A 22251-nucleotide genomic window follows, 5' to 3' on the forward strand; every position below is an offset into this window, starting at 1 on the left:
GGCGGTTCCTTAGTTTTCGCATTCCTGCTTATGCAAGTCTGCGATGATGTTGTTGTTTTCATCAATCCTCACATGGATGGGCACTCCGGCATATCCTTGCTGTTCCGCAGCTACTTTCTGCCAGTAGTCTTCTTTCTGAAGTTGTCTGCCTTTAAGCCCATGGTTGGTTACTTTCATTGACTAACATCTCCTAAAGTTCGGCCCTTCCCAGATGCCCATGAGCCATCTGGTACTATGGCCTCTGCTGACTTCTCACGGCAAATCTTATTTCAACCACAACACAGCACAGTAAATACAGCCTTATTCTGCTGTGTCCGTGAGACCTCCCCAGGTAAGAACGTATTCTTTCTCTCCATCTATCCGCCACATCTACTCTACAGGATTCCGTACAGCTATGGGACTTCAGTTTGTGTGGCAACCTTATCCACCCTGTATTAGCCTTATGTGGTTCTTGTACATCGGACCGGAGATTTGCCTGCACCTTCCTTCAGATTCCACCTCACGATGGACACCCTTGGTGTTCAGCTATGACCTTCCCGCTGTCGGGTAGTCTTGGGACTCTCACCCTTGAGAATACGCCCATGCTGGGCGCACCAAAATACCCCTGCTGACTGTGCTGATAGTCAACAGGGGTATTCTTATTCCTTTATTATTCCCATTCAATGGTGCTCGGCGGCTTGGAGGTGATATCGTAGACTACGCGGTTCACTCCGGCCACTTCGTTACAGATGCGGCGGCTCATTTCATCCAGTACTTCCCAGGGGAAGCGGAAGTAATCAGCCGTCATTCCATCGGAAGAGGTGACAGCACGGATGCCTACGGTGTAATCGTAGGTCCGTTCATCTCCCTGGACCCCTACGGAACGGATAGCCGCAGGAAGGATGGCAAAGGACTGCCAGATATCGTTGTAAAGGCCGTGCTGTTTGATCACGTCCCGTACGATGAAATCGGCGCGGCGGAGGATATCCAGCCGTTCCGGTGTGATTTCACCGATGATGCGGATCGCCAGGCCCGGTCCCGGGAATGGCTGGCGGTTCACCACTTCTTCCGGAAGGCCCAGCTGCCGGCCCAGTTCGCGGACTTCATCCTTGAAGAGTTCGCGGAGCGGTTCGATGAGCTGGAACTTCATGTCCTTCGGAAGGCCTCCCACGTTGTGGTGGGATTTGATGGTGGAGGCGGTGGCGGTACCGGATTCTACCACATCCGGATACAGGGTGCCCTGGACGAGGAACTTTACATCCTGCAGCTTATTTGCTTCTTCCTGGAAGGTATGGATAAATTCAGCACCAATGGTCTTTCTCTTCTTTTCCGGTTCCGTAACCCCTTTGAGGAGAGACATAAAATGCTTGGACGCATCAATGTGGACCAGTTTCATGTTGAATTTATTTTTGAACGTATCCACCACCTGTTCCGCTTCGCCGAGGCGGAGGAAACCGTGGTCTACAAAGACACATGTCAGCTGGTCACCAATGGCTTTATGGACCAGGACAGCAGCTACGGAAGAGTCAACGCCGCCGGACAGGGCGCAGATGACATTATGTTTTCCTACTTTTTCACGGATATTTTCTACGGCAATGTCGATGTAGTTGCCCATGGACCATCCGCCTTTGCATTCGCAGATCTTGAAGAGGAAATTCTTCAGCATGGTGGTGCCTTCCGGAGTGTGAACCACTTCCGGATGGAACTGGACCCCAAAGAAGCGGCGGGCTTCATCGGCCATGGCTGCAGTAGGAGTCAGGTCCGTGTGGCCGGTGAGGCCAAAGCCGGCGGGCATATCAGTCACCGCATCGCCGTGGCTCATCCATACAGCGGTCTTTTCAGAAACTCCTTCAAAGAGTGCGGAGCTTCCATCCCGATAAAATTCGGTGTGGCCATATTCATGCTTCTCCGGTTTCGATACTTCGCCGCCCAGTTCTTTTGCCATAAGCTGCATGCCATAGCAGATTCCGAGAATCGGAATGCCGGCTTTGAATACCCCCGGATCTACCTGGGGCGCATTTTCCGCATTCACGCTGGAAGGTCCACCGGAGAAAATAATGCCCTTCGGGTTCTGGGCAAGGATTTCCTTCGCCGTCTTGTTGTATGGCAGGATTTCGCAGTAAACGCCGCATTCACGCACGCGCCGTGCGATGAGCTGGGCATACTGTCCGCCAAAGTCAACAATCATAACAATTTCCTGATGTTTCATCTGTTTCCTCCTGTAGGAACATAATCAGTTGAGTCTACATGTATTTCTTATTATATCATATCTGGGAAATGGCTATCGACCCGTTCAGCCAGTTGCGGTTTGTAGAGCTGTTGAAGCGAACGGTTTGGCATGTGGTTGGACAGAGTCACTGGCACGGGGCTGCTAGCTTCTAGCTGTTAGCTGCTAGGAAAGCTGGCCCGCCTGCGGCGCTTCCTACCTGTTTCCATCAGTCATTCGTGCCGTAGGCTGTTGATCTTTCCTGGAAGCCAGGAGCTAGCAGCTAGAAGCTCCGCACGAATGACTCTACCCATCAGCGTTGCCCTAACAACTCGACAAACTGAAATATCGCAGTCCTTTTCCCTTTACTTTTCCGCGTCAAACAGGGGCAGCGGTGCCAGATAGATAATATCCTTCCGCTTGGCGGCATCTCCTTCTGCAAGAATGGCAGCTTCACCAATCACATGGGCTCCCGCCTTTTCCGCCAGCTGCTTCATGGCCTTCATGGAACCGCCGGTACTGATGACGTCATCCACCAGAAGTACATTCTTCCCCTTCATAAGCTCGATGTCCGCATCCTGCAGGTACAGCCGCTGTTTACCGGCGGTGGTGATAGACTCATTTTCCACCCAGATAGGGTTCTCCATATAGGCCTTTACGGATTTCCGGGCCACCACATACCGCTTCATATGGAGGATTCTCGCCATTTCCGCTGCCAGGGGAATCCCCTTCGTTTCAGCAGTCATGATGACGTCCGTATCCTTTGGGATTTTTTCCGCCAACTCCCTGGAGCAGTTGACCACGATATCCGTATCCCCCAGGATAACGAATCCCGCAATCGCCAGGGTATCGGAAATATTCAGCACCGGAAGCTGCCGTGTGCAGCCTGCTACATGAAGCTCATAAAATCTTTTTGCCATAATGCACCTCTGGAATCAATGATTTGCCATAAAAAATTATGTAATATCTACCTGCACCGGCGGGTTGCTGGTGATTTCCACCTGCGGCGCTTCTGTAATCGTCACAGTCACCGGTTCGGAATTATCCTTTTCCTTATCAGCCTTCTGCACGGCCCCCTTCTTTTTCACATCCTGCTGCGGAGCCTGCACATCGATGAGAGGAATCGCATCATCGGGAGTCACTTTTCCGGGATTATCCTGCTTCTTATCCATAATGGCGGAAATCTCACCGGAAAGGATGTCCCTCCGTTCGCTCGCGCCCATTTCCTGGCGGATGAAAGAAACCACCAGGGATGCGGGATCATCGGTGTTCGATGGGATTTCCCGCCACCGGCTGTCTTTGCCCAGGGCCCAGGCTTTGCCATCCACACTGTATCTCACATGGATCCAGTCTTCCGTACAGGTATTGGCGGACTCCACATTCACCAGTTTCACCTTGGCCTGGAGGCCATCTTCAAAAACATCTTCCACCTCTATGGTGGACAGGTCCATGTATATGCCTGTGGCCCCGTCTCCATAAGTACCACCGGTATTCTGTATCATAGGAAGGGTTTTATCCCCATTCAGGTAGTAGGGTTCATTGGCATAGCTGGTAAAGCCTGCCGACAGGGCCAAAGAGACCCCCATGAGGATGACCCATTTTTGAAATCTCTTCACCTGTATCATCTCCTGATTCTATATAAACAACCCTTTTCTATTTTACAATAAATCGAATAGGTTGAGTACTGGAAAAAGGAGAAAGCAGGGATGAATTGGGAATATTTCAGTTTGTCGAGCTAATGGGGCGATGCTGATGGGTAGAGTCAAACGCGTGAGAGCTTCTAGCTGTTAGCTGCTAGCTACTAGGAAATCTGGCCAGCCTACGGCACGAATGACTGACGGGAATACCGGGTGGAAGCGCCGCAGGCGGATCATCCTTCCTAGCTGCTAGCCGCTAGAAGCTAGGAGCTCCATGCGAATGACTCTATCCGCAAGCATGCCAACCGCCAACCCCCAACAGCTCGTCAAACCGCAATAGTTTTATATCTATAAAAAGAGCTGTGGAACAGGCCTGCCATTCCACAGCTTAAATCATCCCTATGAAATTACGCTCCCAATTCATCGAGCAGTTCGTCTGCAGCATCCACGGATTCCTGGATTTCCGGACGAAGAGTAGCATCATCATTCAGGAAACGGACTTCCGAAAGAGCACGAATGAGACGGGCAATCTGGGCGGTCCGGCCAATGAGGATTTTCTGGGCCGGGGTGTACTTTGTCCAGTCATTCCCCTCTTCATTCATGATAGCACGGATATCATCAATACCATCTTCAAAGTAATCGGACAGGTCAAGAAGGGCATCTTCTGTTTTGCGAGCTTCATGACGGACAGCCTGCATGCGAATGCACATCTGCTTGACTTCTTTCTGGAATTCCTGCAGCCGTTCACCCATATCCTTCAGCGCTTTCACATCATGGGTATCAGCGGCGCTGGCATCGAGGCCTTTGATATCCGGCACCTTGGCATACTGGTCAAGCACACCGGCGCCAAATCCTACAGCATCCACAGCCCCGGCCAGGGTCACCACGCTCATGGCCTTGGCAGACAGCTTTTCCATTTCCCGCCAGTTCTTACGCTCCTTATTGAAGTGTTCCAGACCGGTCAACGTATCGCAATCATGGAAATCTACATTCTTCATCTGGGCAAAGAGGCTGGTAAACTTTTTCATATCCCCTGACATGAGGGTAATCCTCACCCGGTCCAGTTCCCCCAGTTCATCCTGGGCCCGGACTTTGGCCCGGTTGATCCGTTTCGTAGCCCGCCTTTTGGCCCGCTCTACTTCACCATTGATGTTTTCCGGCCTTGCGGATCCGGAATTTCCACTCACTGCGCCGGCAATCATCCGCAGAATAAATGAAATGGACATAGCACGCTCTCCCTTCTATCCGATGAAACATATGGCTATCTTGTTATTATTGTATTATAGATTTACAGATCAGTCTTCTGCCACGGAACTTCAGGCATCCCGGAAAGACAGGGCCCGTTTTGCCTTTTCAATGGCTTTCTCACTTTCTTCGCTCACTTCTCCCTTGTCATTCAGGAGATGGGGGAAGAGGATCGTAATGAGCTGTGCTACCTGGATAGCCCGGGCAATCTGCATCTTTTCACACTGGGAATAGCGATTCCAGTCTTCGCCCTTTTCTTCCAGGATTGCTTTCAAATCATTGATGCCATCGACGAAATAGTCGTGGAGATCATTGAGGCAGTCCGCCTCTTCCCTTGCTTTTTTACCGATTTCATCAAGAGCTGCAGTCAGCTTTCTCACCTGTGCCTGGTAATTTTCCAGGTCATCAATGAGGGTATTGATATAAGCCAGATCCATACTGTGGAATCTCTTATTGTCCACATTCACCTTCGGAAGGATGGCAAATCCATCGAGAATACCAAAACCCAGTGCCATAGGAGAATAAGCAACGGAACTCACTGTCTCCATGCTGGCAATCTTATCGGCCCGGTCAATCATATCATCCACTTTGAATCCTTCCTTCAGGAAGCTTTCAATGCCCGGAAGACCTTCGCAGTCCTCCATGTTGAAATTACGGATGAGGGAGCAGTACTTCGTAAATTCTTCCATATGTCCGGAAGTAGCAGATACTTTCGCCCGGTCCATTTCACCGATTTCATACTGGGCACGGCTGCGCAGACAGAGCACTCTTCTTCTTACCCGGCGGAATGCTTTATGGAGCTCCCCTTCCAGATCTTTGATGTACGTACCATCCTGAATTTTCCCATCTTCCATTGCATGCAGAACCTGAAGAACATAAGTTATGGTCATATCCATTCCTCCTTTGGATAGTCAGAACTGCAATCCATAAACCGCGAAAATTGTACTGTCTGCAGAGTTCATACAGAAAGCCATGGGACCTTCATAAAAATGAGTTTCCCACCCTCTGCAGTTTCTTCTACCATATTTTTAATTATACACCATTTCTTGAAATATAATTTGAACAGGTTCCTGCTTATCTTAATGAATTTATCTATAAGCATCGGCAAGAAAAGTTTAAATCCCTTGAAGAAGAACTTTAATTCCAAGCAGTGCTGATGGATAGAGTCAAACGCGTGAGGGCTTCTAGCTTCTAGCCACTAGCTTCCAGGAAGGCTGATCCGCCTGCGGCGCTTCCTACCTGTTTCCATCAGTCATTCGTGCCGTAGGCTGGCCAGCTTTTCTGGAAGCCAGGAGCTAGCAGCTAGAAGCTCCGCACGAATGACTCTCTCCACCAGCGTCACCCCATTAGCTCGACACACTGAAATTGGCTTACTGCTCAGAAAAAGCCTCTCACCAGCGGGATCCAGAGGAACGTGAGGAAGAGGTAGAAAAGGCATCCCCCCAGGAGACCCACGATGGCGCCGTTGATGCGGATGCCCTCCAGCTCGTGGTGCACCTTGGACTCCACGAATTCATTCAGTTCCTCATCGCTGAAGCCCTTCAGCACATCCAGGATGGCCGTGGAGAAGAAGCCATGTTCGTAGGAAATGAGCTCCGTCAGCAGACCCCGGGCAAACGCATCCACCCGTTCTTTCAGTGCGCCGTTTCCTTCCATGGAAAGGACGCCCCGATGGATGGCCAGGGCCAGTTTGGGGACCAGTTTATTCCGGAAACTGCCACCTCGGCCCCACTCGGTGCAGAAGGTCTCCGCCGCTTCCCCGATTTTCTCTTCCACCGGGAACGCATCAAACAGGGCCGTTCCGAAGGCGGCCAGTGCCTTTTCCGTAGTTTCCTCCTCCAGGAAGGCTCGGACCATGCTGTCCCACCGGGCAAGAAGCTGCCGGCGGAAGGGGTTGTCCCGGTCCTCCCAGGTTTTCATTTCTTCCAGCAGCGCCTCCACTGCCGCATCGGTGAGGGCCTCATAGTCGATGGCCCCCGTTTTCCTGCCCAGCCAGTAGCCGATGGTCCCCAGGAATCCTTTTTTCTCACTGTCCCCCTTTTCTTTCATATAGGCGGCGATCTGTCTTTTCGTTTCTGCCCGGGACAGGCGGTCCTCCGCCGCAAGGAGCAGCCGGTCCAGCCATTCCTCCCGGTGCATTTCCGTAAGGAGCCGGCCTTTGGCGTAGGAACAGAAGGCGGAAATCCGCTTTTCTGCCTCTTTCCTCACCCAAGCCCCCGCTTCTTCCCGGTTGTTTTCTACGAAATCCACCAATGCCCGGGCCGCCTTTTCCGCCAGTTTCCTTTCCATTTCTTCCTGCCGCCCTTCCTGTCCAAAGAGCCAGCGATGGGCCATATCCGTAACGGAAAGGGTTTCTACCTTTCTCAGCAGGTTTTCCCGGGAAAGGAGGGTATTGTTCACATCTTTCATTTTCCCGATAATCCGCTCCCGGTTGGCAGGAATAATAGGCCGATAAGGCAGGTGGAACCGCCGCCGGAACAGGGCTTCCACGGCAATGAAATCAGCCACGCAGCCGATGAAGCAGGACTGGGCCAGGAAATATAGAATGGAAAACCACTTTTCTTCCCGGAAGGAACCCGCAAAGGAAAGGGCCAGTACGCAGAGGAAGAGAAGTAAGGACACCGCCAGGATGCGGTTGGCCGTTCTGTATCGTTTCATAGGGTACCTCCCACCGCTGTGGCTGCATAGAAGAGAAGTCCCAGCACGGCACCGAAGAGGGAACCGTTGATGCGGATCATAGCCACATCTTCCCCGGCCCCCTCTTCCGCCAGTTTCGCCATGGCCGGTCCATCGTAGCGGTCCAGCCTTTTTTCGACCACCTTTCCCACCATGTCATGGATTTCTCCCACATGGGGCAGGATGCGGTGGAGCAGGAAGGCATCGAAGGTCCGCCGTTTTTTCTCGTCCCGAAGCATTTCGTCTGCCAGGGACAGCACCGTATCTGCCATATAGGAAGCCAGCTCTTCCTGCTTCCCGTCCCAGAGGCGGTCAAATATTTCTTTTCCCTTACCGGAAAGGCCTCTTTGGATCTGTCCGACCACGAAGTGATTCAGCCGCCGTTTCCATGTTCCATCGGATGCCAGTTTTTCTGCGATTTCATCGTACTTTTCTCCGATGGCCCGGCTGGTATCGCTTTCCGGGTCCGTCAGCGTATCGGCAAGGGAAATGATTTTGCTTCGCACCAGGGCCACCATTTCCTCTTCCCTGTCTTTCATCACATTTCTGAAAATCCGATGGAAATTGAACCATCCCGTTTCCTCATACCTTTCCCAGGCGGAAAGGTAGATTTTCCGTACCTCCTCCAGGGTGAACTCATCCTGCAGGAAAGACCGGACCTCCCCGGCCAGGACGGAAAGGAGTTCATCCCGGCCTTCGTAACTGCGGAAGGATTGCATGACAGAAGAAAGATAGCCCGCCCAGTCCAGGGACTCCGAGAGACGGGCCAGGTTTCCGCCGCTCACCTGCCAGAGCCAGTCCTTGTCTACCACCGACAGGATGACCATGGCCGCATCATAAAGAATTTTTCTTACGCCGCCGCGGTTCTTTTCAATCCATCCCTCCACCACCGAAGAAGCGGTGTGCTCCACGAGGAGCGCCTTCATCCGCCGCTCTGTGAGGAGTTCCTCCATCACCATGTCCCGGGCCATAGCCACGATCTTGTCCCGGCTCCGGGAAATGAGGTCCGTCCGCCAGGAGATGCCAAAGGGCCTGCGGAAAAGGGAAGTCACCCCGAACCAGTCTGCAAAACCTGCCACCGTGGCGGCGAAGGACACGTGAAAAATCCCTCCCCACAGAGGGCTCACATCCATCAGAGGCGCCGATACCAGCGCCGCTGCTGCCGAAGCGGCCAGGATGCCATCGGCCAGTGTCTTTTTTTTCATGGTCCCCCACCTTCCTTATATTCCTTATATTGTCTTCCTGTTTATTATACCTTATATGCCGGAATCCATGGCATGGGGGCAAAATAAAAAAGCGCCGAACAATTCGACGCTTTCATGTGGCGGAGCGAGGGAGATTCGAACTCCCGCACCGGAAACCGGTCTAACGATTTAGCAAACCGTCCTCTTCAGCCACTTGAGTATCGCTCCACATAGCTGACTTAGATTAGTTTACACTATAGGACGGCCGGTTGTCAAGGGGATGGATAGAGGCATTTTGCGATATTTCAGTTTGTCGAGCTATTAGGGCTTGGCGATTAGTATGCTTGCGTGTAGAGTCACTCACACGGGGCTGCTAGCTTCTAGCGGTTAGCTGTTAGGAAGGCTGATCCGCCTGCGGCGCTTCCTACCCGTTATTTCCGTCAGTCATTCGTGCCGTAGGCTGGCCAGCTTTCCTAGAAGCTAGCAGCTAGCAGCTAGAAGCTCCGTGCGAATGACGCTACCCATCAGCGCACGATACAACAGCTCGACAAACCGCAATAGTCCTTTCTCTTACAGTACATGAGCCCGGAGATCTTCTCCGGAAAGGGGCGAGAGATATGCCGGCGGTACATCGAATACCGTGAAGCAGCCCTTTTTACCTTCCTCTGCAAAACGGTAGAGAGCCCTTGCATAGGCCAGAACTACGTGGGTGGTGAATTCCGGATTCGAATCCAGCTTCAGCCGATATTCCATGACATGGGAATGTTCTTTATCTGCCCCCGTCTTTCCGGTGCGGAATACGAAGCCTCCATGGGCCAGGCCCTGGTGGTTTTTATTGAATTCCTCTTCCGAGATGAAATGGACCGTGGTGTCGTAGTCGGCGAAATAGTTCGGCATGGTTTTGATGGCCCTTTCAATGGCTGCCTTGTCGGCCCCTTCTTCTGCCACCACATAGCATTCTCTTGTATGCATTTCCCGGGTGGTGAGATCCGGATTTTTACCGCTCCTCACTGCGTCCAGCGCTTTTTCCACGGGACAGGTATACTGCTTGCCGTTTTTCACGCCCGGAATGCGTCGGATGGCATCAGAATGGCCCTGGGACACTCCGCGGCCCCAGAAGGTATAGTCCTTCCCTTCCGGCAGAATCACGTGGCCGAAAAGACGGGCCAGGGAGAAGAGGCCCGGATCCCAGCCTACGGAAATCATGGCTGCGTTGCCACCGGCCTTTGCCGCTTCATCTACCGCAGCAAAGTGCTGGGGAATGTGGGCGTGGGTATCGAAAGTGTCGATGACGTTGAAAACCTTCGCATACTCCGGTGTCTGGCGGGGCAGGTCCGTAGCAGAACCGCCGGCCAGTACCAGCACATCCACCTTATCTTTCCATTGTTCCGCATCCGCTGCAGACACCACCGGCACGCCGGCGGTCCGGATCTTCACGGTGGAAGGATCCCTTCTTGTAAAGACCACTGCCAGTTCCATATCCTTATTGTCGGCCAGTGCATTTTCAATGCCCCTGCCGATATTGCCATATCCCATAATTCCAATTCTGATAGCCATAATGGTTCTCCTTTATCAAATCTACATATCTACTAATAAAGATATGTAGATTATACAACAGGCTTTGGAAAAAGGAAATAGCTGAAAGTGACTTGGCCAACTGTTTGTGATTACCAATTTCAGTTTGACGAGCTGTTGGGGTTTGGCGGTTGGCATGCTTGCGGATAGAGTCATGCGCATGGAGCTCCTAGCTTCTAGCGGCTAGCAGCTAGGAAGGATGATCCGCCTGCGGCGCTTCTACCCGGTATTTCCGTCAGTCATTCGTGCCGTAGGCTGTTGATCTTTCCTAGAAGCTAGGAACTAGAAGCTAGAAGCCTCCGCACGAATGACTCTATCCATAAGCGCCAAACCCAACAGCTCGATAAACCGCAATTTGGTCAACTCCCATCAGAAAAGCCGCTGGAAACTCATCTCGCTTCCAGCGGCTTATTCAGCTGTCCTTATTTTTCTTTCAAATGTTTCAGACCTTTATCAGCGATATCATGGCGGTACTGCATGCCCTGCCAGTGGATATGGGAGACGCCCTCGTAGGCTTTGGCTTTTGCCTCGGCCAGGGTTGGTGCCAGGGCTACCACGTTCAGCACGCGGCCGCCGTTGACTACGTATTCTCCATTTTTCCGGGTCGTCCCGGCATGGAATACAAGGCATCCTGCCTTTTTCGCTTCTTCCAGTCCCGAAATCACTTCTCCCGAAGAATGGGAAAACGGATATCCTTCGGAAGCCAGGACCACATCTACGGCGCAGCCCTTCTTCCATTTCACTTCTTCCTTCTTCAGTGTGCCATGGACGCAGTCCAGCATGACCTGTGCCAGGTCGCCGTCGAAGAGGGGAAGCACCGCTTCCGTTTCCGGATCGCCGAAGCGGCAGTTGAATTCTACTACCTTCGGACCCTCATCGGTAATCATAAGTCCCGCATAGAGGCATCCCTTGAAGGGGTATCCCTCTTTCTTCATGGCTGCCACGATGGGACGAAGGATTTTGACCTTCACTTCGTCCATCATGTCGTCCGTCATCACCGGAGCCGGTGCATAAGCGCCCATGCCGCCGGTATTGGGACCCTTATCGCCATCAAAAATCCGTTTATGGTCCTGGGAGGAAACCATGGGCACCACGGTGGTGCCGTCACAGAAGCAGAGGACCGAAGCCTCTTCCCCTTCCATGAATTCCTCAATCACCACGGACCGGCCGGCGCCGCCGAAGGAATGGCCTTCCAGCATGTCCTTCACCGTACTCACTGCTTCGTCTTCGGTCTGGGCGATGATGACGCCCTTGCCTGCTGCCAGGCCGTCAGCCTTGATAACGATGGGGTACTTCTTATTGGCCTTCAGGTAGGCCACCGCTTTGTCTTCATCCGTAAAAACTTCATAAGCCGCCGTGGGGATCCCGTATTTCTTCATCAGATCCTTGGCAAATCCCTTGGACCCTTCGATGCGGGCTGCCGCTTTGGAGGGTCCAAAGAAAGGAAGCCCTGCCGCTGCAAATTCGTCCGCCAGCCCATCGGCCAGTACCGTTTCCGGTCCTGCCACGGTGAGGTCCACCTTCATGAGCCTTGCGAAATCCAGGATATCTTCATGTCCCTTGACCGGAATCAAATGGGCCACATCGGTCATGCCGTCATTGCCCGGGATAGCATAGACTTCCGTTACTGACGGACTCTGTGCCAGTCTCCAGAGCAGGGCATGTTCCCTGCCGCCGCTGCCAATTACTAATACCTTCATTTAGAAAACCCCTCTTAACTGTGACGGAAATGACGATGTCCTGTGAAGACCATGGCAATGCCGTACTTATTTGCCATATCAATAGATTCCTGATCCCTGATGGAGCCGCCTGGCTGGATGACAGCCGTTACGCCCGCTTTGCCTGCTGCTTCGATGGTATCGCCGAAGGGGAAGAAAGCATCGGAGCTCATGACGGAACCTTTTGCTTTTTCACCGGCTTCCGCAATGGCGATATCCGCAGAACCGACACGGTTCATCTGACCTGCGCCGACGCCGTAAGTCACATCTTTGCCCGTAAGAACGATGGCATTGGACTTTACATGCTTAACGATTTTCCATGCAAATTCCATGGCCTGCCATTCTTCTTCCGTGGGCGCCCTGTTGGTGACCACTTTGCAGTCTTTTCTCGTTTCAGCGCTGTTATCGGGAGTCTGTACGAGGAGGCCGCCAGACACTTTATGGAGCTGCAGTTCATCCTTGAAGGCTGCCGGTACTTCAATGAGGCGGATATTCTTCTTTGTTTCCAGTACATCCAGTGCTTCCTGGGTGAACTTCGGAGCCATGACGACTTCAAAGAAAATCGGTTTCATTGCTTCTGCCGTAGCCTTGTCGCAGATCTGGTTCATGGCTACAATGCCGCCGAAAGCGGACTTGCTGTCTGCATTGAAGGCACGGGTGAAGGCATCCAGGGCATCCTTGCCCAAGGCTGCGCCGCAGGGGTTCGTATGTTTAATGACAACGCAGGCGGGCTGGTCCTTATCCCATTCATTGACCAGGTCCCAGGCTGCTTCCATGTCCACAATGTTGTTGTAGGACAGTTCCTTGCCGTGGAGCTGCTTGGCCGATGCGATGCCGCCCTTCGCTTCAGGATCCTTGTAGAAAGCTGCTTTCTGGTGCGGGTTTTCACCGTACCGGAGATCCTGGATTTTTACGAAGGCTTTGCTGTATACGTCGGGGAGCACATCCTTCCTGCCGTCCACTTCCTGTGTCAGGTAATTGGCGATGGCGCAGTCATAGAGGCCTGTATGGAGGAATGCTTTCCGGGAAAGTTTCAGGCGGAAATCTTCATCCAGGGTATCGTTCTTAATCCGTTCCAGGATTTCACCGTACTGGGAAGGATCCACCACGATGGTCACGTATTTATAGTTCTTTGCCGCCGCACGGACCATGGAGGGGCCGCCGATATCGATATTTTCGATGGCTTCTGCCCGGGTAACACCGGGTTTTGCAATGGTTTCGCGGAAGGGATACAGGTTCACCGCCACCAGGTCGATGCCTTTGATGCCGTGTTCCTTCATGGCCTTCACGTGTTCCGGATTATCACGGATAGCCAGGATGCCGCCATGAATCATAGGATGCAGTGTCTTCACACGGCCGTCCATCATTTCCGGGAATCCCGTCACTTCGGACACGGACTTCACCGGGATGCCTGCTGCGGCAATGGCCTTCATGGTACCGCCGGTGGAAATGATTTCCACGCCCAGGTCATGAAGTCCCTTTGCAAATTCTACGACCCCCGTCTTATCGGAGACGCTGATCAGGGCTCTTTTAATTGCCATATTGACTCCCCCTTTAGTTGAAATAATAGAAAGAAATTTTTTATTTTCTGCCATGCATGCCGCTTACATGATGGCCGTCGATTTTGAGCTTATCTGCGCAGAACGCGGTGACCGCCCTGACGTAGGCCGGATGTTCCTGCTGGAGAATGCGGTCAGAAAGGGTTTCTTCCGTATCGTCATCATAAACAGGCACAGCCACCTGGGTAATGATGGGACCGTCATCGAGGCCGGTGCCCACGAAATGGACCGTGCATCCCGCCACTTTCACTCCCGCTTCCACCGCCTGCCGCTGGGCATGGAGCCCGCGGAAACTGGGCAGGAGAGCCGGATGGATATTGATGATCCGGTTTGGGAACGCATGGATCAGGTTTTCCCCGCAGATCCTCATATATCCGGCAAGGCAGATGAGGTCCGGCTTGTAGGACAGTGCGGCCTCCAGGATGGCATCATTGAAGGCTGCCTTGTTTTCAAAAGATTTCAGTTCCAGCACCGTTGTGGGAACGCCCCAGCGCTCTGCCCGCTTCAGGACCTGGGCATCGGCGTGGTCGCAGATGACCCCTACCACAATGCCATTGACTGTGCCATTGACGGTGGCTTCATGGATGGCTTCCGCATTGGATCCGCGGCCGGAAGCAAAGATCAGGATTCGTTTCTTACTCATTGAAAAGACCACCTGTCACAACTACGTCCTGGTTTCCTTCCGTGATTTCACCGACTTCATAGACCGGTTCATCCATGGACTTCAGGATTTCCTTTGCCTTTTCCGCATTTTCCCGGGAAAGGATGAGCAGCATGCCGAGGCCGCAGTTATAGGTACGGTACATTTCATGGGGATCCACGCCGCCCTGTTTCATGAGGAACGGGAAAATCGGGAGGAGCGGCCATTTTTCCGCATCCAGCACAGCCCTGGTGCCCTTTGGGAGGACCCGGGGAATGTTGTCATAGAAACCGCCGCCGGTGATATGGACAAGGCCCTTCACCGTGGTGCCATGAATGACAGGGAGTACGGGCTTTGGATACAGCCGGGTCGGCGTGAGGAGTACTTCGCCCAGTGGCTTATCCAGTCCTTCATAGACCTTGTCCAGGGAAAGGCCGTTATCACTGATGATGCGGCGTACCAGGGAATAGCCATTGGAATGGACGCCGGTGGATGGCAGGCCGAGAATCACATCGCCGGGAGCAATCGTTTCCCCGGTGATCAGGTCTTTCCGGTCCACAATGCCCACGGAGAAGCCCGCCACATCGTAGTCTCCCTTGCCATAGAAGCCCGCCATTTCAGCGGTCTCGCCGCCCAGGAGGGCACAGCCCGATTCAATGCAGGCATTGGCCACGCCTTTGACGATTTCCGCCATCAGCTCCGGTTCCAGCTTGCCTGTGGCGATGTAATCCAGGAAAAACAGGGGCTTGGCGCCCTGTACGAGGACATCGTTCACGCACATGGCCACGCAGTCCTGTCCGATGGTATCGTGGATTCCCATTTCAATGGCCAGGCGGAGCTTCGTGCCAACGCCATCGGTACCGGAAACCAGGATGGGATCCTCTCCCATATGGTCCTTCAGGCGGAACAGGCCGCCAAAGCCGCCGATGTCGCCCATGACGCCGGGAATGTAGGTCGCCTGGACTGACTTTTTAATCAGTTCTACTTCCCTTTCCCCTGCATCGATATCAACGCCCGCTTCCGCATAGGTGAGGCCTTTTTTCTTTTCGCTCATGGTTCCTCCTACTCTTCATCTTCCATGCTGCCCAGACCATTGTGGGGAACCGGTTCAGGATATACCCCATCAAAGCAGGCAAAGCACATGTCCGATGCCTTAATTTCAGAAATGGATTCTGCCAGTCCCTCCTGGGACAGGTAATGAAGGGCGTCGGCGCCAATCATTTTGCAGATTTCTTCTGTAGAATATTTCGCAGCAATCAGCTGTTTCCGTTCCGCCGTATCGATACCGAAGAAGCAGGGATACCGGACAGGCGGAGAACTGATGCACAGTTTAATCGATTTTGCACCCGCATTTTTGAGAAGGTTGATAATGATGCCGCTGGTGGTACCACGGACAATAGAATCGTCCACCAGGATAATGTCCTTTCCCTCCACGTTCATGCGGATGGGGTTCAGCTTCATCCGGACAGCCCGCTCTCTCTTTTTCTGTCCAGGCTGGATAAAAGTCCGGCCCATGTATTTATTTTTGAGGAGCCCTTCCACGAAGGGAATGCCGGAGGCCTGGGAGTAGCCAAGGGCCGCCACATTGCCGGAATCCGGCACGCTCATCACCACATCCCCTTCATAATGGGTTTCTTCCCAGAGCTTCCGTCCCATGTTCAGCCGGGCCCGGTAAATATCCTGGCCGTTCATGATGGAATCGGGGCGGGCAAAATAAATATATTCAAAGGAGCAGATGCCATGGCGATGGCTGTCCACGGGGCAGTACATGGTGGAACGGACACCGTTGTCATCGATGGTCACGATTTCCCCGGGCAGTACATCCCGTACGAATTTCGCATCAATGGCATCGAGTGCCGGCGTTTCAGAAGCCAGCACCCAGCCGTGTTCCGTTTTGCCAAGCACCAGGGGCCGGTAGCCGAAGGGATCCCGGCAGCCGTAGATGGCATCGTTCGTACAGGCCACAATGGCATAGGCACCATGGATTTCTGCCATCAGTTCCTTGAACTTCTCTTCCTCCGTAGACCGGCGGCTTCTGGCCAGCAGCTTGATGATGACTTCCGTATCCATGGTGGTGGAGAAAGTGGAGCCATCCATAAGGAGCCGTCTCCGGAGATTCTTCGTGTTCACCAGGTTCCCATTATGGGCCAGTGCCATAGGACCGTCAATGCTGTCAGCCTGCAGGGGCTGCACATTCACAGGGATAGAGGAACCGGTGGTGGAATACCGCACATGGCCGATACCGATATGCCCTTCTTTTTCCGGCAGGTTATGGAAAACTTCCGTCACCAGTCCCATGCCCCGGAAGGTTTCCATGGTCTTCCCGTCAGAGACGGTAATCCCCGCACTTTCCTGGCCCCTGTGCTGCAGGGCAAAGATACCATAGTAGGTCTCATGGACCGCAGACAGTTCCCGGTCAAAAATACCAAACACCCCGCACTCTTCATGCGGTTTGTCATCATAAACATCCATGCTTTTATACATTACGGAATTCTCCTGACTTTATAAAACATTTGGGGCTTTTCCGCATGGGAAGGACCATGCCACCCCATGTAAGGCATGGCGCCTTCCTCTCTCTTGATCAGAATTTTTCACCGGTCAGCAGTTCATAGGCTTCCTTGTAAATGCCGATGGTCTTGTCGATGATATCCTGGGGAACCGTATCTCCCGGATGAGCCTTCAGGTAGTCACGGACGAACTGCTTATCGTAAGAAGGCTGGCCATGGCCTGCTTCATAGCCCTTTGCCGGCCAGAAACGGGAGTTATCAGGGGTCAGCATTTCATCGCCCAGCACGATATTGCCCTTTTCATCGAGGCCGAATTCAAACTTTGTATCCGCAATGATGATGCCTCTTTCCAGGGCATAGTCAGCGCACTTATTATAGAGGGCCAGTGTCAGTTCAGACAGCTTTTCCATGTATTCTTTGCCTTTTCCCGGGAAGAATTTATTGACCCAGGCTTCCCCTTCTTCCATGGAAATATTCTGGTCATGTTCACCGACCGGAGCTTTGGTGGATGGAGTGAAAATCGGATGGGGCAGCTTCTGGCATTCCTTCAGTCCTTCCGGCAGCTGGATGCCGCAGACCTTGCCGTCCTTCTGGTAGCCTTCCCAGCCGGAACCGGTGATGTAGCCACGGACGATGCATTCTACGGGAATCATGTTCAGCTTCATGGTCTTCATGGAGCGGCCTTCGAATTCCGGAGTCTGGAAGAATTCAGGCATATCTTTCGTGTCGATGGAAATCATGTGGTTCGGCACAATATCCTTTGTGAAGTCGAACCAGAACTTGGACATCCGGTTCAGCACCACGCCCTTTTCCGGAATCGGGCATTTCAGGATGTTATCAAAAGCGGAAATACGGTCTGTGCAGACCATGACGAGGCTGTCGCCCAGATCATAGAGTTCGCGGACTTTACCGGATTTAAAAGGTTTGTATTCTTTCATTTGAAATCTCCTTATTTTACAGATAAAAATATGATGTAAACAAATTCTCTGGAAAAGCAGGGCTGTCCTTATTTTTTCAGTTCTGCCTGCAGCTTTTCATCTTTTGCATAAATTTCTTTAGCCGCTTTTTCACGGTATGCCCTGTACTTTTCGAGGAGGGCAGGGTCGGAAACTGCACCGATTTCTACAGCCAGGAATGCTGCATTCTTTGTGCCATCAATGGCCACCGTGGCTACGGGGATGCCGGAAGGCATCTGCACAATGGAAAACAGGGCATCCATGCCATCCAGTTTCGCTCCGGAAAGGGGAACCCCGATGACCGGCTTCAGTGTCAGGCTTGCCACCACGCCGGGAAGGGCTGCTGCCATGCCGGCGCCGGCGATGAAAGCGCCGACTCCCTTCTTTTCTTCCGCTGCCACAAAGTCCGCCAGTTTCTTCGGTGTCCTGTGGGCCGATGCAATGGTGACGTCATAGGTGACCCCGAATTCATCCAGAATGCCGAAGGCTTTCTTCATGACCGGTAAATCGGAATCACTGCCCATAACAATACCAACATGCATTATGATTTCCTCCTTCTCCTGAGAACTTCGTCTCAATAAAAAGCTCCCTCCGCAGGGCGGCCCGAGGCCGCAGAAAATCCCGCAGAAGGAGTATCATTTCCATCCGGATACAGCACACAAATAGAAAGAGATTTATTCCAACAGAAAAGTCCATGCGTCTTCCTTATGTCTTCGGAAATAACCATCATTTCAGCAGACATTGCGACTCCTCTCCCCGTTGAGATAAAAAAGCCTGCGCCCCATATGCACAAGCCTCATAACAAACAGCACTCTCTATTGCTTACGTTCCTTAACCATTCTAATATTTCTATTTTCTCTTGTCAATAAATTTTAATACCCGAAGTCCTCGAGGATACGGGCTTTTTACAATTATAATGACCGGTTTATAAGAAATTTAATTTCAAATATACTTATCTCATGATGGTCAAATGGACTGGAAGAAGGAAAGTGCGAGAGCACTGCCAATTTCAGTTTGTCGAGCTGTTTGGTTTGGCGCTGATGGGTAGAGTCATTCGTGCGGAGCTTCTAGCTGCTAGCTGCCAGCTTCTAGGAAAGCTGGCCAGCCTACGGCACGAATGACTGACGGAAATACCGGGTAGAAGCGCCGCAGGCGGATCAGCTTTCCTAACAGCTAGCCGCTAGAAGCTAGAAGCTCCATGCGAGTGACTCTATCCGCAAGCATGCCAAACCGTTCGCTCCAACAGCTCTACAAACCGCAATTTGGCAGCATTCTCCCGCCCAGATTGCAGATCACTCCACCAGCCCTTTCGTTGCTTCGTAGGTATCCAGGGTCCGGTTGAATTCCTCCTCCGTGAGGGCCTTCATGATTTCCCGCCGAAGGGCGGCGGCCTCCGGAAGGCCGTGGAAATAACGGCTGGCATGGGCCCGCATCTCCCGGACCGCCACGTGCTCTCCCTTTTCCAGCACCAGCCCGTGGAGGTGCTTCCTGGCCATGGCAAGCCGCATCTCCCAGCTCGGCGGCGGTACGACTTCCCCAGTCTCCAGATACCGGTTCACAGCCTCAAAAACCCAGGGATTTCCCCAGGCCGCCCTTCCAATGGCCACGCCGGCGCATCCCGTTTCATCCATGAGCGCCTTTGCCGAAGGACCGTCCACCACGTCCCCGTTTCCAAAGACCGGAATGGAGACCGCCCTGACCACCTCGCCTATTTTCTTCCAGTCCGCATGGCCGGTGTAGAAATCTTCCCGAGTCCTGCCGTGGACCGTAATAGCCGAAGCCCCCGCTTCTTCCACCGCCTCTGCCAGTTCCACGCAGTTCTCCGTGTCCCGGGACCAGCCGAGCCGCATCTTCACCGTCACCGGCACATGGACAGCGCCTGCCATGGCTTTCACGATAGCCGCTGCCAGGGGCACATTCTTCATGAGAGCGGAACCGTCGCCATTTTTCACCACCTTCTGCATGGGACATCCCATGTTGATATCGATGATATCGGCTCCGGCCTTTTCCATTTCCATGGCCCCTGCTGCCATGATATCCGGGTCGCTCCCAAAAATCTGGAGCGCCACCGGATGCTCGGTGGGATCAATTTCCAGCATGTCCCGGGTCTTTTCATTTTTATAGTACAGTCCCTTGGCACTCACCATTTCCGCCGTGGTCATGGCAGCCCCCATGTGCCGGGCAATGACCCGGTACGCCAGGTCGCTCACTCCCGCCATGGGAGCCAGCACCGCCCAGCCGTCAAGGGTAATGTTTCCAATTGTCGGTTTTTCCAGCATTTCTTCCTCCTGTCAGTAACAGGATAATTGTATCATACAAGGCAAGGCGGGATAAAATGGAATATTTCAGTGTATCGAGCTGTTGGGGCGACGCTGATGGGTAGAGTCATTCGTGCGGAGCTTCTAGCTACTAGCTGCTAGCTTCCAGGAAAGCTGGCCAGCCTACGGCACGAATGACTGACGGAAATACCGGGTGGAAGCGCCGCAGGCGGATCAGCCTTCCTAACAGCTAGCCGCTAGAAGCTAGAAGCTCCATGTGAGTGACTCTATCCACAAGCAAGCAAACCAACCGCCCCCAACAGCTCGTCAAACCGCAATGGTCTCACTGATTCCGGTAATTCTCCAAAAAGGTCTTGATGAACTTCACCGGCCGGTCCAGGCGGTCTATGGGCATCCGTTCATCCACCTGGTGGGCTTCGCCCCATGCCGGTGTCCTCACCCGGCCGGTGAAGCGGAAAATATTGTCGCAGACTTCCGAATAATTCCGGGAATCCGTGGCTCCCAGCATGAGGTTCGGCGCCACCACCGTATCCTTCCCATACACATCGTGGATTGTATCAGAAAGGAGGGTAAAGAAAGGGCTGTCCACGCTGCCGGCGGGGTGGGGATTTTCTGCATAGGACGCCTTTACCTTCACCCCGTCCGGCATGATGGATTCCAGATAGTCCTTCACCGATTCCACCGTATCTCCCTGGAGGATCCGCACGCTCAGAGTAGCCTCCGCATGGGATGGCAGCACATTGGCCTGGCTGCTTCCCTCCGCCATGGTAACGGCAAAGGTGGTATGGAGAAGAGCATCGGTGATGAGGTCCTTCTTTGCCAGCTTCACCAGCTGTTTCCAGTTCTTCTTCGGATGGCTTACTACGTCTCTCCGCTCTTTATCCTGCAGCGGCGCCACCGCTTTCAAGTGGGCTTTCACCAGGGGAGTCAGCCGATAGGGCATGGGATGGGCTTCCACCGCCGCCATGGCCCTGGCCACGTCCCCCAGTACCGTTCCCCTGCCGGGCTTGCTGGCATGGCCGCCGGCACCGTCTTTATAGAGCACGAATTCATTGGGCGCCTTTTCCGCCATCCCCACCAGGGCCAGCGGTGGATTGCCCTCTTCTCCCAGTTCCACATTGCCCCCTTCATCGAAAAGGCAGGCCAGATGGACCTCCTGTTCCTTCAGGTACTTTGCTGTAAGTACGGAGCCCTTCCTGTCCGGCGTGCATTGCACTTCCTCATTGTGGCCGAAGGACAGGTAAATATCAAAGTCCGGCTGGAAGCCTTCTTCCAGCAGTTCTTCCACCGCATCCATTTCCGCCGTGAGAACGGACTTGCAATCCTCCGCGCCCCGTCCCCAGAGACAGCCTTTATCAATGTCGCCGCCAAAAGGCGGATGGCTCCACTGTTCTTCATGGAGCGCCGGCACCACGTCCTGGTGGGCCATGAAGAGCACCGGCTCTTTCTTCGGATTTTCTACCTTCCAATGGAAGAGCAGGCTCGCCTTACCGATGGCAGTCATTTCCATTTTTTCAAAAATCAAAGGCCATGTTTCCTGCATAAACTGGTGGAGCCGGTCAAACTGGGACCAGTCCGTGTGCTCATCGTTCACTGAAGAAACGGTGGGAATACGGACAACCCCCTGGAGATGGGAAATATATTTTTCAAGCTTCGAATCCATAGGAACCTCCTTGGTATGAATGAGTGAACTCCCCATTTTGTCATATAAAATTAATGCCGTCAGTGAGGAGTGAGGAATGAGGAGTCAGGAGTGAAGGTGCGGCGCACAATTCATATGGCGCCGCAGATTTTGAATATTCATCCAATTGCCAAACGGCACGCGCCAAAGGCGCAGGATGGATTGCCATAACCGTTAGAAGCTGGATGTAAGATAAACATGCCTTCTGAAGCAGCTGCTTCGCAGATTCCGCCTCTGCGAGGCGGATCCATCCCCTGCCCTTTGGGCTGCCCCCTTCTCCAAGGGGGCACGTGCTTTTCATTATCATTAAATAGAATTGAAACGTACAAGCCCACAACCGGTGAGCGAGCGCAGCGATATTCACCCACCACCTTAGTCCCATTCCTGCGTAAAGAGAAAATCATCCCAA

Annotated in this window: 19 protein-coding genes and 1 tRNA gene; all 20 read right to left on the reverse strand. The window is 53.1% G+C overall.

The annotated features are described in order from the left end of the window. Positions 1-9: 9 nt before the first annotated feature. Positions 10-177 (reverse strand): hypothetical protein, encoded by a 168-nt coding sequence (locus ACFWUL_RS07890; protein ID WP_416176900.1) that lies wholly within the window; start codon positions 175-177, stop codon positions 10-12. 472 nt (positions 178-649) lie between these two features. Next, the gene (gene guaA / locus ACFWUL_RS07895; RefSeq protein WP_416176901.1) at positions 650-2188 is read right to left on the reverse strand and encodes a glutamine-hydrolyzing GMP synthase; all 1539 of its coding nucleotides are present in this window, start codon (positions 2186-2188) and stop codon (positions 650-652) included. Positions 2189-2550: 362 nt separating this feature from the next. After that, entirely contained in the window at positions 2551-3105 is a 555-nt protein-coding gene (locus ACFWUL_RS07900; protein WP_416176902.1) for a phosphoribosyltransferase family protein, read from the reverse strand. 36 nt (positions 3106-3141) lie between these two features. Continuing rightward, positions 3142-3801: a hypothetical protein gene (locus tag ACFWUL_RS07905; RefSeq protein ID WP_297019372.1), complete on the reverse strand. Its 660-nt coding sequence runs from the start codon at positions 3799-3801 to the stop codon at positions 3142-3144. A gap of 428 nt (positions 3802-4229) precedes the next feature. Continuing rightward, positions 4230-5048: a hypothetical protein gene (locus ACFWUL_RS07910; RefSeq protein ID WP_297019370.1), complete on the reverse strand. Its 819-nt coding sequence runs from the start codon at positions 5046-5048 to the stop codon at positions 4230-4232. Positions 5049-5138: 90 nt separating this feature from the next. Further along, positions 5139-5957, reverse strand: coding sequence for a hypothetical protein (locus ACFWUL_RS07915; RefSeq protein ID WP_416176903.1), 819 nt, complete (start codon positions 5955-5957; stop codon positions 5139-5141). Positions 5958-6444: 487 nt separating this feature from the next. Beyond that, positions 6445-7725 (reverse strand): DUF445 family protein, encoded by a 1281-nt coding sequence (locus tag ACFWUL_RS07920; RefSeq protein WP_297019366.1) that lies wholly within the window; start codon positions 7723-7725, stop codon positions 6445-6447. Continuing rightward, a complete protein-coding gene (locus ACFWUL_RS07925; RefSeq protein WP_416176904.1) occupies positions 7722-8948 on the reverse strand; it encodes a DUF445 domain-containing protein in 1227 nt (408 codons plus the stop codon). Before ACFWUL_RS07925 ends, ACFWUL_RS07920 begins: the two co-directional genes overlap by 4 nt. 117 nt (positions 8949-9065) lie before the next feature. After that, positions 9066-9155, reverse strand: a tRNA-Ser gene (locus tag ACFWUL_RS07930). Positions 9156-9497: 342 nt separating this feature from the next. After that, a complete protein-coding gene (locus tag ACFWUL_RS07935; protein ID WP_416176905.1) occupies positions 9498-10484 on the reverse strand; it encodes a diaminopimelate dehydrogenase in 987 nt (328 codons plus the stop codon). Positions 10485-10924: 440 nt separating this feature from the next. After that, positions 10925-12202 (reverse strand): phosphoribosylamine--glycine ligase, encoded by a 1278-nt coding sequence (purD, locus tag ACFWUL_RS07940; RefSeq protein ID WP_416176906.1) that lies wholly within the window; start codon positions 12200-12202, stop codon positions 10925-10927. Between the two features lie 14 nt (positions 12203-12216). Continuing rightward, on the reverse strand, positions 12217-13761 hold the full coding sequence (purH, locus tag ACFWUL_RS07945; protein WP_416176907.1) for a bifunctional phosphoribosylaminoimidazolecarboxamide formyltransferase/IMP cyclohydrolase: 1545 nt from the start codon (positions 13759-13761) through the stop codon (positions 12217-12219). A gap of 40 nt (positions 13762-13801) precedes the next feature. After that, entirely contained in the window at positions 13802-14422 is a 621-nt protein-coding gene (gene purN, locus ACFWUL_RS07950) for a phosphoribosylglycinamide formyltransferase (protein ID WP_416176908.1), read from the reverse strand. Next, entirely contained in the window at positions 14415-15473 is a 1059-nt protein-coding gene (purM, locus tag ACFWUL_RS07955) for a phosphoribosylformylglycinamidine cyclo-ligase (RefSeq protein ID WP_297019399.1), read from the reverse strand. Before purM ends, purN begins: the two co-directional genes overlap by 8 nt. A gap of 8 nt (positions 15474-15481) precedes the next feature. Next, on the reverse strand, positions 15482-16903 hold the full coding sequence (gene purF / locus ACFWUL_RS07960; protein ID WP_297019400.1) for an amidophosphoribosyltransferase: 1422 nt from the start codon (positions 16901-16903) through the stop codon (positions 15482-15484). Positions 16904-17000: 97 nt separating this feature from the next. Continuing rightward, the gene (locus ACFWUL_RS07965; protein WP_296099407.1) at positions 17001-17864 is read right to left on the reverse strand and encodes a phosphoribosylaminoimidazolesuccinocarboxamide synthase; all 864 of its coding nucleotides are present in this window, start codon (positions 17862-17864) and stop codon (positions 17001-17003) included. Positions 17865-17932: 68 nt separating this feature from the next. Continuing rightward, positions 17933-18424: a 5-(carboxyamino)imidazole ribonucleotide mutase gene (gene purE, locus ACFWUL_RS07970; RefSeq protein ID WP_297019402.1), complete on the reverse strand. Its 492-nt coding sequence runs from the start codon at positions 18422-18424 to the stop codon at positions 17933-17935. A gap of 32 nt (positions 18425-18456) precedes the next feature. Then, positions 18457-18624 carry a hypothetical protein gene (locus ACFWUL_RS07975; protein WP_416176909.1) on the reverse strand — a complete coding sequence of 56 codons (168 nt, stop codon included), beginning with the start codon at positions 18622-18624 and terminating at the stop codon, positions 18457-18459. A gap of 550 nt (positions 18625-19174) precedes the next feature. After that, positions 19175-20161, reverse strand: a complete 987-nt coding sequence (gene dusB, locus ACFWUL_RS07980) for a tRNA dihydrouridine synthase DusB (protein ID WP_416176910.1) — start codon at positions 20159-20161, stop codon at positions 19175-19177. A gap of 322 nt (positions 20162-20483) precedes the next feature. Then, the gene (locus ACFWUL_RS07985) at positions 20484-21824 is read right to left on the reverse strand and encodes a M20/M25/M40 family metallo-hydrolase (protein WP_416176911.1); all 1341 of its coding nucleotides are present in this window, start codon (positions 21822-21824) and stop codon (positions 20484-20486) included. Positions 21825-22251 lie beyond the last annotated feature (427 nt).

Source organism: Dialister sp. (assembly GCF_047832375.1).
In the GTDB taxonomy this organism is placed as follows: domain Bacteria; phylum Bacillota; class Negativicutes; order Veillonellales; family Dialisteraceae; genus Dialister.